This is a genomic window from Algibacter sp. YIN40 (assembly GCF_057219435.1).
The window spans coordinates 822,216-836,160 of record NZ_JBXVVC010000001.1 but is presented as its reverse complement, the minus strand read 5'-3'; the positions used below and the strand labels follow the sequence as shown (position 1 = coordinate 836,160).

8 protein-coding genes are annotated in these 13,945 nt (G+C 35.6%); all 8 read left to right on the top strand.

Features of this window, described 5'->3' with window-relative positions; translation table 11 throughout:
* Positions 1-2: 2 nt before the first annotated feature.
* The 8 genes from AC2D6V_RS04030 to AC2D6V_RS03995 all read left to right on the top strand — a co-directional run bounded on the left by AC2D6V_RS04030 (position 3) and on the right by AC2D6V_RS03995 (position 13,934).
* Positions 3-1,454 carry a glycosyl hydrolase family 16 gene (locus tag AC2D6V_RS04030; protein ID WP_484646766.1) on the top strand — a complete coding sequence of 484 codons (1,452 nt, stop codon included), beginning with the start codon at positions 3-5 and terminating at the stop codon, positions 1,452-1,454.
* A gap of 35 nt (positions 1,455-1,489) precedes the next feature.
* On the top strand, positions 1,490-2,443 hold the full coding sequence (locus tag AC2D6V_RS04025) for a glycoside hydrolase family 16 protein (protein ID WP_484646765.1): 954 nt from the start codon (positions 1,490-1,492) through the stop codon (positions 2,441-2,443).
* 18 nt (positions 2,444-2,461) lie between these two features.
* Positions 2,462-4,579: an immunoglobulin-like domain-containing protein gene (locus AC2D6V_RS04020; protein ID WP_484646764.1), complete on the top strand. Its 2,118-nt coding sequence runs from the start codon at positions 2,462-2,464 to the stop codon at positions 4,577-4,579.
* Positions 4,580-4,696: 117 nt separating this feature from the next.
* On the top strand, positions 4,697-6,238 hold the full coding sequence (locus AC2D6V_RS04015) for a sugar porter family MFS transporter (protein ID WP_484646763.1): 1,542 nt from the start codon (positions 4,697-4,699) through the stop codon (positions 6,236-6,238).
* Positions 6,239-6,357: 119 nt separating this feature from the next.
* A complete protein-coding gene (locus AC2D6V_RS04010; RefSeq protein ID WP_484646762.1) occupies positions 6,358-9,819 on the top strand; it encodes a hypothetical protein in 3,462 nt (1,153 codons plus the stop codon).
* A gap of 87 nt (positions 9,820-9,906) precedes the next feature.
* Positions 9,907-11,106, top strand: a complete 1,200-nt coding sequence (locus AC2D6V_RS04005; protein WP_484646761.1) for a glycoside hydrolase family 17 protein — start codon at positions 9,907-9,909, stop codon at positions 11,104-11,106.
* A gap of 9 nt (positions 11,107-11,115) precedes the next feature.
* Positions 11,116-12,426 carry a glycosyl hydrolase family 17 protein gene (locus AC2D6V_RS04000; RefSeq protein WP_484646760.1) on the top strand — a complete coding sequence of 437 codons (1,311 nt, stop codon included), beginning with the start codon at positions 11,116-11,118 and terminating at the stop codon, positions 12,424-12,426.
* 14 nt (positions 12,427-12,440) lie between these two features.
* A complete protein-coding gene (locus AC2D6V_RS03995; RefSeq protein WP_484646759.1) occupies positions 12,441-13,934 on the top strand; it encodes a glycoside hydrolase family 30 protein in 1,494 nt (497 codons plus the stop codon).
* Positions 13,935-13,945 lie beyond the last annotated feature (11 nt).

The window sequence follows — 13,945 nt, the reverse complement described above, 5'->3', positions numbered from 1 at the left end:
AAATGAAAAATATAAAATTCACATATTTTAAGTACACATTCATTTTAGTGTGTACAATGGCTCTTGTTCTTAGTTGTGAAAGAGAGCTTTCAGATGATACATCCTTTGCGACATTTCCAACAACAGCAGAAATCTTTATTGATGCTCCTGTAGGACTTACCGATCAATTTTTTAGATCTTTTGATCCTGCAGAAGGAGCAAATACTAGTGGTTTTGGTGTGGATAATAACACAGTCTACAAAGGAACCACGTCAATTAGAATTGATGTACCTGCCTCTAATGATCCTGAGGGAAACTTTATAGGGGGTGTTTTTGAAGACCGTGGAGCAGGAAGAAATCTGACGGGATACGACGCACTGACGTTTTGGGCACAAGGAACTACATCTGGAACCATAGCAGTTGGTTTTGGAACCGATTTTGATACATTGGAAGGTGAGCCTTCTTACGATGTTGCTACCTCTGTACAAATGACATCTGGATGGAAGAAATATATTATTCCAATACCAGATCCTTCAAAGTTAATTCAAGAAACGGGAATGTTCTTATTTGCTGCGGGCGGTTTTGATCCTCTTGGAGACGGCCCGAATGGAAATGAAATAGCTTGGACATTCTGGATCGATGAGTTAAAATTTGAAAAATTAGGTACTGTTTCGCAACCAAGACCAGTCGCCTTCAATGGTCAGGATATAGCCATACAAACATTTACAGGAAGCGAAATAAATATTGTGGCTCAAGGTCTAGCAATAAAATACGATGTTGATGGTGAAAACTTAGAAGTTGTCGGGGCGCCTGCTTATTTCAATTTTGTTTCTTCAAACACCGATGTTGCAATTGTAAATCAATTTGGTATTGCTAGTGTTATTGGAGAAGGTTCCTCTGAAATAACTGCGGAGTTAGCTGGTGTCAAAGCGTTCGGATCTTTAACCGTAACCTCTAGCGGTGCATTACCTCTAGCCCCAGTACCAATAAGGCCTGCTGCCGATGTTAAATCTATCTTTAGTGATACATATGCAGAAGATACTGGAAGTAACTTCAATCCAGGGTTTGGTGGTTCAACCACAGAAACTACAGAGGTTGGTGCCTCAGGAGAGTTGGTTCGAATTTATACCAATAATAATTTCACAGGAATTATTTTTGATAATACCGTGGATGCGTCAACTTTAACGCACTTACATGTAGATATTTTTACTGATAAACCAGGAACCAATGTTAACATCCAAATTAGAGACATTGGAACGAATGGCGAGATAGAAACTAATATCTTTACTGGTTTCCCAGATGGTGATGACAAGGATAAAAGATTTGATGCTACTGGATTAACGGTTGGGGCTTGGACATCTGTAGATATTCCTTTAGATGGAGACCTTGCGGCTCAGAAGAACAATTTGGGAGCTCTCATTTTAGCTGGAGGACCAGATTTTATTTTAGATAATATTTACTTCTATAAAGAATAAGTTAGATAATTAAAATTCAAAATATGAATAAAACAATGAAACATACAAGAAACACAAAAACCTTACTGTTCATGTCTTTTCTATTGATAGCGGTTTTAGTTATCTCTAGTTGTGACACCGAAGAAACACAAACAGTGGCTACTTTTAAAGAACTTGTAATAGCAGACGAGTTTGATACAGATGGTGCACCTAACTCTGCAATTTGGGGTTACGATATTGGGACTGGTTTTGATGGATGGGGAAATAATGAATTACAGTATTATACAAGTCGTTCACAGAATGTAACTGTGCAGAATGGGATGTTGCTTATTACAGCGCAGAAGGAGAATTTTGAAAATTCTGCATATACCTCGGCAAGACTTTCTACAAAGGGGTTATTTGAACAACAGTATGGGCGTTTCGAAGCGCGTATAAAGCTACCTGCCGGTTCAGGACTATGGCCAGCATTTTGGTTGCTCGGAGAGAATTGTTGTGTTGAAACCCAATTTGAGTGTCCAGATGGAAACAAAAATCTTGCAACCTGTCCTGGACAAGAGCAAGAGGTTTGCATAGATCCAATAGATGGAGTTATTTGGCCACAATGTGGAGAAATTGATATAATGGAGTATAGAAGACAAGAACCTACAACAATTAGTGGTACGGTTCATGGACCAGGGTATTCAGGTTTAACCACGCCTCAAGGGCAAATCACAAAAAGTTATGATTTAGGAGAGCGTCTAGATGCAGGATTTCACATATATGGTATTGAGTGGGGTCCAGAATATATCAATTTCTACGTAGACGATGTATTATATAATCAAATAACGCCTGCTGATCTTATAGTAACACCAGCAAATGAAACTGGCAAGCTAGGCGAATGGGTATTTAATAAACCATATTACATTATAATAAATTTAGCAGTCGGAGGGAATTTCCCTGGAGCTCCAGACGACGATGAGATATTCCCACAAACCATGCTTGTAGATTACGTGCGAGTATACAAACAGTAACAACTAAAAAAAAGAACAATGAAACAATTATTTAGAAAATTTAAACAAATTTCAATACTAATTTTAGCGATAGCTTTTATAGGTTGCGAAGACGATGATGCGGTTTTACCAACAGTTACTGCGGGCTTTAATGTTGCGCTAAGTGATGCAGGCGTGGCAACATTTATTAACACATCAGAGAATGCTAATAAATACACTTGGAGTTTTGGTGATCAAAACAATACAACTTCAAGTTTAATTGATCCTGTATTTGCTTATGATATTGGTTCTTATACGGTAAAATTAACTGCAATTAATGTTGCTGGAGCGTCAGACACGTTTGAGTCAATAATCATGGTGTTGGACAAAGATGCACCGCTAATTGCTTTAGTAGGAGACTCAACAATAAATGTAACACTAGGGGATACGTTTACAGATCCTGGCGCTACGGCTCTTGACGAGGTTGATGGTGATATAACGGCAAACATAGTTGTTGGAGGCGATACGGTAGACACTAGTGCAGAGGGTACTTATGTAATCACTTATAATGTCTCTGATGCACAAGGTAATGCAGCAGAAGAAGTTCAAAGAACTGTTATTGTTACAGCGATAACATGTGACCCAGAGACTGTAGAAAATATAGATCCAGCCAATGGAGATCTTAATTGGACATTTTTAACCAATGATATAACACATACATTTGAGGCATTCGGTAATACATCAGCTAGTATAGTAGCCAATCCGTTATTAGAAGGGATAAATACGAGTTGTAATGTACAGCAATTTATAAAAACCGATCCTTGCCAAACATGGTCTGGAATGGGTACCGAATTAGCAACTGCATTAGATTTTACTGCGCGTATTAATAATGTATTCAAAATGAAAGTTTTAGCTGAAACTCAAATAACAGATGTTACCTTGCGTTTAGAGCGATTACCTTCTCCAGATGTTGATCCTGCAGTTGATAAAGTTGCATCGATTACAGCGGTAGGCGAATGGCAAGAATTAACCTTTGATTTTTCAGATGTTACAACAGGAACGTACAAAAGTATGATTATATACTTTGAAAGAGATGCTAATTGCGATGGAGACATATATTATTTTGATGATATTGTTCAAACTTCTGAAGCGTCTGGTGGCGGCGGAGGTTCTGATGAAACGGTTCTTTTAAATTTTGAGAACAATCTAGCAGGAGTAACGGCTTCAGAATTTAACACAGGAGGCATGTTAATTGCTAACCCAGTTTCTGGAGGAATAAATACGAGTCCTAATGTATACGAAGCGGCGTATGGCACTGCTAACGATTGGTGGGGCGGTGTAGGATTCGTTTTTGATGCCGGTTTAGATCAAGCAACTACCGTTTACAAAGCGAAATTCTATTCTACTGTGGCACCAACCAATGTATTATTTCAAGTAGAAGTAGATGGAACAAACCAGCCTGTTGGTGCTGTACAAGAAATTACTACTGCCAACGAGTGGGTAGAACTTACTTTTACATTAGCAAACGTTCCAGGTGGAGTGAACAGAATATTGATTCGTCCAGATGTAGGAGATCAAACTGGATTTAAGCCAAATACTGGTTTTCTTTATATAGATGATATTACTAAAGTTGACGGTGGCGGCTCTGGCGGCGGCGGCGGCGGCGGAACAGGAGATTGTCCTGCTCCACCTTCTGGAGAGTTGCTGGCTAATGGTGGTTTTGAAGCTAATAATGGCGATGGCGCTTGTTGGCAGTTTAATTTAAACGGCGGTACTGCTGTTGTTAGTACCGAACAAGCAAACACGGGTACGTATTCTGCAAAATTAACTACTGGAGCTAATCAAGCACCAAATATTAAATGGGAGCGTTTTGCATCAACTATTGCCCCAGGAACTACAGTAGAAGTAACTTTTAAATATAGGTTTACAACTGCACTTGGAACAGGGTCTATATTACAAGTCTTGGCGTTTTCAGAAAAAACGGAAGGCGCTGTTGAGCATAATATGGGCAACGCAACAGATCAACCTTTAAATACTTGGAATACGTTTACAGGTACATTTGTAACTGCTGGAGATATTGTAGAAGGTATTTCATTACTACTTCAGTTAACTGGAAGTGGGAATGCTGATGGTGGCGGTGTTGTATATATTGATGATGTAGTAGTTAAACAGTTATAATTTTTTAATAAAAGACATTAAAAGACTAGCTTCATTTTATTTTAGCTAGTCTTTTTAAACCTCAAGCAAAAACAAACATCGGTTAATTTGGAACAATGTTTTAAAGAGATATAGTTTATGAAAGAAACCAACCAAAAGACCCAAATGAATAAAAGTTACACCATACTAATTAGCCTTATTGTGGCTTTAGGTGGTTTTCTTTTGGGGTTTGATAGTGCAGTTATTTCTGGAGCCATAAAAGGCATAACCGTTTATTTTGAAATGACCGATGAAATGCTTGGTTTTGCGGTAGGTTGTGTCATTTTTGGAGCGATGGCGGGTAACTTACTGGCAGGGCCATTAAGTGATCGTTATGGTAGAAAAAAAATACTTATAATAGTAGCGTTATTATTTACAATTTCGGCGACTTGGTCAGCATTAGCGACAGGGTATACAGAGTTTATTATTGCTAGAATAATTGGAGGCATTGGTATTGGAGGCGCTATTTTAATAGCCCCTATATACATTGCAGAAATTGCACCGCCTAAATTACGAGGTAGTCTGGTATCTTTTAACCAGCTAAATATTGTAATAGGCATTTCGGTTGCGTATTTTTCGAATTACTTTTTAGTAAATATGGAGGGGGAAAGTTGGCGCTGGATGCTTGGTGTTGAAGCGATTCCGGCTTTTATATATTTTGTAGCATTATTTACTGTTCCTAGAAGCCCAAGGTGGTTAGTAACGAAACTAAACAAAGTAGCCTCTGCCCAAGAAATACTAGTAAAGATTGGTGGTGAAGGTTATGCTCAAACCACAATAGATGAAATCCAAAGGGGTGCTTCAAAAAAAGAATCGAAAGGAAGATTAGCAGATTTATTGAAAAGCAAGTACGCAACAATTATGATAATTGCTTTAGGCATTGCTTTTTTTCAACAGATAACAGGGATTAATGCTATCTTTTACTATGCACCTACAATATTCGAACAAGCTGGAGGAAGTACAGATTCATCATTTCTTCAGGCAATTGTTGTTGGACTTACTAATTTAGTATTTACACTTGTTGCTATTTGGTTAATTGATAGACTAGGAAGAAGACCTCTTTTACTAATTGGAACAACCTTTATGACAATAGCGTTATTAATGGCTGCTTTTGCTTTTAATAATGCTACCTATAACTTTAACTCAGAAACCATTAGCAAGATTAATGATACTGAAATAAAGACGTCCTTAATTGATCTTAATGGTAATACATTTACTAGTCAATCTGAACTGTTTCAAGCAGTTCAATCTAAATTAAGTGAGGATAAATTTTTAGTTTTTAAGCGTAATGAAATTACAAACTTTATAGACATAAACGCAACCTTGGTTTTAATTGCTATATTGCTTTATGTAGCATCATTTGCTATTTCATTAGGGCCAGTAATGTGGACTTTAATTTCGGAAGTTTTTCCAAACAAAATAAAAGGAATAGCCATATCGGTAGTCGGGTTTTTTAACTCACTGGTTAGTTTTTCGGTAACCCAAATATTTCCCTGGGAATTGTCGAATTTAGGCCCTACAACTACATTTGCAATTTACGCATTGTTGTCATTTTTTGCTTTAATTTTTGTTTACAAATATGTAATTGAAACCAAAGGTAAAACATTGGAAGAACTAGAGAAAATATTAATAAAAAACTAATAACAAAAATATTAATGGATTGCTGTTCGATTTTTTTGGGGTATTAATTGTAAGAAAAAAGAAAACAATATTGCTTAACTTGAATCGATATTCGATAACCAATACAAACGTTAAAATTAATGAGTAATAGTGAAATATATATAGGGGATAAAAAAGCATTTTTTGAAACCAAGGAAATCAAGGGAAAGCTTATAAACTTTAATAACGAGAATTACTATAAAATATCAAATTGTGACGCTATGAGACCATTCTTTATGAGCGTGGTAAGCGATTCAAACCATTGGATGTTTATTTCGAGCAATGGCGGATTATCTGCAGGTAGAAAAGATAGTAACTCATCACTTTTTCCATATTATACAGATGATAAAATAACCGAATCTGCAGATATTACAGGAAGTAAAACCATAATCCAAGTTCATGTCAAAGGAAAAACGTTTTTATGGGAACCTTTAGCCGATAAATATGAAGGTGTTTATAAAACGAAAAGAAATTTATACAAAAACAGCCTAGGGAATAAAGTTGTTTTTGAAGAAGTAAATAGCGACTTAGGGATAACATATAGATACCAATGGAATTCTAGCGATCAATTTGGGTTTGTTAAACAATCAACGATTATAAATAACACAAACAAGAATATTGAACTAACAGTATTAGATGGGATTCAAAACATGCTTCCTTATGGTGTTTCTGAAAATTTGCAAAATGTACGAAGCAATTTAGTTGACGCTTATAAGAAATGTGAACTAGATATAAATACAGGTATTGGCACCTATGCATTAAGTTCCATGATTGTTGACAAAGCAGAACCTAGTGAAGCTTTAAAAGCTACTATTGCTTGGTCTGTGGGAATTAATGACGCTAAATATTTAGTATCGTCTACACAGCTTGATAATTTTAGAAAAGGAATTCAAATTAAACAGGAAGTAGATGTAAAAGCTGAAAAAGGCGCTTATTTTATATGTGCAAATATTAATTTGAAATCCGAATCTGAACAAGATTGGATTATAGTAGCAGATGTAAATCAATCAATAACAAACATATCTGAGGTTTCCCAACTAATTAAAAATGAAGAAAACCTTAGCGCCTTAATACGGAATGATATTGAATTAGGGTCTAAAAAGCTATTAGAATTGAATGCAGCTTCAGATGCAATACAATTAACTGCTGATAAATTAAGAAATACGAGACACTTCTCTAACACCTTATACAATATTATGCGTGGCGGTATTTTTGATGATGGCTACCATATTGAAAAATGGGATTTCGTAAAGTATTTAGAAACTGCAAACAAAAAAGTATTTAAGAAAAAGGAAGGGCTTCTTAGTAATCTTCCTGAAAAATTCACGCTTAATCATTTAAAAGGATTAGCTGAGCAAGATGAGGATAAAAACTTTAAAAGACTCGCGATAGAATATATGCCGCTTAAGTTTAGCCGAAGACATGGCGACCCTAGTAGGCCATGGAACAAATTCTCAATTAACACAACAAGTGAAATTGACGGTACAAAAATATTAGATTACGAAGGTAACTGGAGAGATATATTCCAAAACTGGGAGGCCTTGGCACACTCTTATCCGGAGTTTATTGAAAGCATGATTCATAAGTTTTTGAATGCTACTACTTTCGATGGTTATAATCCTTACCGTGTTACAAAAGACGGATTTGATTGGGAAACAATTGAACCAGACGACCCTTGGTCTTATATTGGATATTGGGGAGATCATCAAATAATTTATTTACTTAAATTTTTAGAGTTTATTGAAAACCACTATCCTAATAAATTAGCCAAGTCTTTCAATCAAGATATTTTCGTTTATGCAAACGTTCCATATAGAATAAAAAGTTATTCAGATATTTTAATTAATCCGAAGGATACCATAGATTTCGATCAGGAATCTCAAGACAAAATTGAACAAAAGAGATTAGAGCTAGGAGCTGATGGCGCATTACTAAGAGATCAAACTTACTTTATTTATAAAGTAAACCTTATAGAAAAATTATTAGCTACTGTACTTGCTAAGCTTTCTAACTTTATTCCAGAAGGTGGTATTTGGATGAACACACAACGACCTGAATGGAACGATGCTAATAATGCTTTAGTAGGAAATGGAGTTTCTATGGTTACTTTATATTACCTAAGGCGCTTCTTGAATTTTTTCGAAAATGTTGTTAAAAAGGCATCATTCGAAGAAAATGAAGTTTCTAAAGAATTGGTTGAATTCTTTAATGTGGTGCAAAGCACATTTAATAAAAACACCCATATTCTTTCAGGAAAGGTTTCTAATAAAGACAGAAAAAGTGTTTTAGACGCCTTAGGAGTTGCAGGGAGTGATTATAGATTAAATATTTATGAAAACGGTTTTACAAGTGATAAAGCAGTTATTTCTAAAAATGATTTATTGCAATTTTTAGACATTTCTAAGAAGTATTTAGACCATAGTATCGATGCAAATAAAAGAGACGACAATTTATTCCATGCATATAATTTAATGACCGTTGATAACGAATCGGAAGTTTCTATTTCATATTTACCAGAAATGTTGGAAGGCCAAGTGGCTGTATTAAGTTCTGGTTATATTTCAGGAGACACCTCGTTAGAAGTTCTAGATGCTCTTAAGGCTAGCACCTTGTTTAGACCAGACCAATACAGCTATATCCTTTATCCAGATAAGGAGCTACAGCGTTTCGATGTTAAAAACAATATTGCTGCTAATAAAGTTGAGGGGTCTTTACTATTAAGTCAATTGGTTAAAGATGGAAACAAACAAATTATTCTAAAAGATGTTCAAGGGCTTTATCATTTTAATGGAACATTTAATAATGCGGATAGTTTAAAAGAGGCGTTATTGAATTTGCCACAAGAAACTTACGGAGATCTAATTGAAAAAGACACGAAATTAATATTAGATGTTTTTGAAGAAATTTTTGATCATAAAGCTTTCACAGGACGCTCAGGAACCTTTTTTGGTTATGAGGGATTAGGCTCAATTTATTGGCATATGGTTTCTAAATTATTGCTTGCGGTTCAAGAAACCTGTTTACTTGCTGTTGAAAACAATGAAAATGAAGTTACAATAGGCAAACTATTAGACCATTATTACGAAATAAATGAGGGTATAGGTGTCCATAAATCTCCAGAGTTATATGGAGCGGTGCCTACAGACCCGTATTCACATACACCTGCAACAAAAGGAGCACAACAACCTGGAATGACGGGACAGGTGAAAGAAGATATTTTAAGTCGGTTTGGAGAGCTAGGAGTATATGTGGTTGAAGGAAAATTGTTATTCAACCCAAGACTATTAAGAATAGGGGAGTTTTTGAAAACCCCAAAAACCTTTAAATATGTTGATGTTAATAAGGATATAAAAAGCATCGAGTTAAACGAAGGTTCTCTTTGCTTTACGTATTGCCAAATTCCAATTGTTTACAAATTATCTGAGAATGAGGGCTTAAAAATAGTGTTTAGTCAAGAATCAGTTTTAGAGTACGATACTTTACAGCTGGATTCACAAACAAGTAAGAAGGTTTTTGAAAGAACAGGAGAGATTAGTCAAATAATTGTTTCTTTAAAGAAATAGACACATTAGAAATTATAATAATATTCTAAAATTACTTTTGATTGCCATTATAAGACAGGCAAAAAAGTTAAAAAGTTAAAAAGACACGTGAATAAAGAAAGAAATATAACAGCAGCAGAAATTTTAAGTAACCCAGATTATTTAGCAATTTCCTATGGAGGTTATAGGCAGAAGTCGAGAGATATACAACCTACAATTCCACAGTTAAAAGAAGATATGAAAATATTGGCTGCTATGGGTGTTAAGATATTAAGAACATATAACGTCCAATTGCAACAGGCTCCTAACTTACTGAAAGCTATAAGCGAACTGAAAAAAGAAGACCCTTCTTTTGAAATGTATGTCATGCTAGGTGCTTGGATTGATTGCCACAACGCTTGGACTGAATTTGAGCCTAATCATGAAGTTGAAAGCGCGCAGAACGCTGAGGAGATTGACAGGGCTGTTGCTTTAGCAAAAGCTTATCCAGATATTGTTAAGATTATAGCTGTTGGTAATGAAGCTATGGTGCGCTGGGCTACAAGCTATTTTGTGCGTCCTAACGTTATTTTAAAATGGGTAAATCATTTGCAGGATTTAAAAAAGAAGAGCGAGCTTCCTAAAGATTTATGGGTTACAAGTTCGGATGATTTTTCATCTTGGGGCGCAGGAGACCCTAGTTATCATTGTGAAGACTTAACTAACCTTATTAAGGCAGTAGATTATATATCTATGCATACATATCCTATGCATAACTCTCACTATAATCCTGCCTTTTGGTTAGTGCCTGAAAGTGAATATGGATTATCAGATTCAGAAAAAATTGAATCTGTAATGCATCGAGCCTTAGATTTTGCAACAAATCAATACGCTGGTGTTGTAAACTATATGAAAACTTTAGGTGTTGATAAGCCTGTACATATTGGAGAAACTGGCTGGGCAACGGTCTCTAATGAGCACTATGGCGCAAGTGGGTCAAAAGCAGCAGACGAATATAAATCTGGCAGGTATTTTCAACTCATGAGACAATGGAGTAAAAAAGAAAAGGTTTCATGTTTTTATTTCGAAGCGTTTGATGAACAGTGGAAAGATGCTAATAACGATGGGGGTTCTGAAAACCATTTCGGACTAATAAACCTTAAAGGAGAAGCAAAATATGGCTTATGGAATTTAGTTGATAAAGACGTTTTTAAGAACCTAACTAGAGATGGTAAATCAATAACTAAAACATATGGTGGTGTAAAAAAGGATTTACTGTTAGAGGTTTTAGCTCCGCCATTAATACGAGAAGTAACTTTTAATTATTAATTATTAATTATGAGAAATTATGTGTCAATCGCAAGAAATTGTATACTGATTTTTTTAATCTGTTTTATAGGGTCTTGTGCTAAAGTTAAAAAGAATGACGTGAAAGAAGAAGTTTCAACAAAGGAAGTTTCAGCTAAGGATATTTTAGGAAACCCGGATTACTTAGCCATGTCTTTTGGTGCTTATAGGCATGCGGATCATAGTATTGAACCGACTCTAGAAGAACTAAAAGAGGACGTAAAACTTTTACATGCCCTAGGTGTTAGGATGCTGCGTACCTATAAAGTGCATTTGCCTCAAGCTGAAAACCTTTTGAAAGTTATAAGTGAATTAAAAAAACAAGAACCTAGTTTTGAAATGTATGTGATGCTTGGCGCTTGGATAGATTGCAAAAACGCTTGGACAGATCAGGCACCTATTCATAATGAAGAAAGTGCAGATAACAAACCACAGATTGAAAAAGCAGCTGCATTAGCAAATCAATATCCAGATATCGTAAAAGTTATTGCCGTTGGTAATGAGGCTATGGTTAAATGGGCTGCAACTTATTATGTAGAACCCTGGGTAATCTTAAAATGGGTAAACTACCTTCAAGACTTAAAGAAAGAAGGGAAATTATCTAAAGATTTATGGATTACAAGTTCTGATAATTTTGCTTCTTGGGGCGGTGGTGGCGAAGAATATCACGTTGAAGATTTAAATAAATTAATCAATGCGGTAGATTTTATTTCTATGCATACCTATCCAATGCATGATACACATCATAATCCTGATTTTTGGTTAAAAGCAGAAGAAGGTCAAAAAAAAATGACAGATTTCGAAAAAATCGATGCATCTATGTTGAGGGCAAAAAATTATGCAATATCTCAATATCAATCGGTTAAAGATTATATGAAGAATTTAGGAGTCGATAAGCCAATTCATATTGGTGAAACAGGATGGGCAACGGTGTCAACTGGGTATTTTGGCGCTACTGGGTCTAAAGCATGTGATGAGTTCAAAGAAGCTCTTTATTACAAACACATGAGAGATTGGACTAACCAAGCAGGAATGTCGTGTTTTTATTTCGAAGGATTTGATGAACCTTGGAAAGGTGGCGATAATTCAGGAAATTCAGAAAAACACTTTGGTTTATTTACAGTAGACGGAAAAGCAAAATATGCACTTTGGAATGAGGTGGATAAAGGAACTTTTACAGGGCTAACAAGAAACGGAAACCCCATTACTAAAACATATGATGGTGATAAAGAAGCCTTGATGAACGATGTTGAGGTAGCTCCTACCTCTGAAGAATGGCATGCGAACCAAAATAATCATTAACATTATTAATTCACATGAGCACTATAAAAAATATAATATTATTCGTTGGAGCATTAATTATGATAAGTTGTAATAATGATGACAAAACACTTGTGGTTGAAGTTTTTGAAACTTCAGCAGCGGGTAACAAACTTTCTAAAATAACAGAGTTTCAAAACTCAGAATTGAAAGTTTCACTTAAATTAAAACCAGAAGAAACATTTCAAACAATTACTGGGTTTGGAGGGGCTTTTACAGAGTCGTCTGCATATTTATTGAATAAGTTAAGTAAAGAAAATCGGAATAAAATTATAGACGCGTACTTTAGTAAAGAAGGTGCGCATTACTCATTAACAAGATCACACATGAATTCCTGCGATTTTTCTGTTTCAAATTATTCTTATACCCCTATTGAAGGTGACAAAGAGCTTGAGCATTTTACTATTAAGGAAGATAAAGATGATTTAATCCCTTTCATTAAAGATGCCATGGCGGCATCTACAGATGGATTTAAAATTTTTGGTTCCCCATGGACAGCTGCGCCTTGGATGAAAGATAATAATAATTGGGTTGGAGGCAAATTACTACCAGAATATTATGACACATGGGCTCTGTTTTTCTCAAAGTATGTAGATGCTTATAAAGCGGAGGGTATTGATATATGGGGCTTTACCGTTGAAAACGAACCTCTAGGTAATGGTAACAACTGGGAGAGCATGCATTATACGCCAGATGAAATGACCAATTTTGTTCAGAATCATTTAGGACCGAAATTAGAAGCTGATGGTAAAGGGGACTTAAAAATTTTGGGTTACGATCAAAACAGAGAACACTTAAAAGAGTGGATAGACTCTCAATTTAAAAATGAAGAAACATCCAAGTACTTTGATGGCACGGCCATTCACTGGTATGCAAGTACGTTTGAAGTATTTCCTGAAGAATTGCAATATGCACATAATAAAGCACCAAATAAGCTTTTAATACAATCTGAAGCGTGCGTAGACGCGGAAGTTCCTGTTTGGGAAGATGATGCTTGGTACTGGAAAAAAGGAGCTACAGACTGGGGCTTTGAATGGGCGCCCGAAAAAGACAGGCATATGCATCCTAAGTATGCACCCGTTAATCGATATGCTAGAGATATTATTGGCTGCTTAAATAATTGGGTTGATGGCTGGGTAGATTGGAATATGGTTCTTGACACAAAAGGAGGCCCTAACTGGTTTAAAAACTGGTGTATTGCCCCAGTAATTGTCGACCCAGATAAGGATGAAGTGTATTTTACACCACTTTATCATACCATGGCTCATTTTAGTAAGTTTATTCGACCTGAAGCTAAAGTTATTGGATTAGAAAATTCTGATGATAAGCTTCTTGCAACTGCAGCAAAGAACCTTGATGGCTCTATTGCTATAGTCCTTTTTAATGAACATGATACCCCAAAAAAGATAGACCTATCACTAAATGAAAAGAATATTGAATTTTCGATAGACTCACGAGCAATTCAAACTATTGTAATTCCAATACCTTAACTAATACTTAC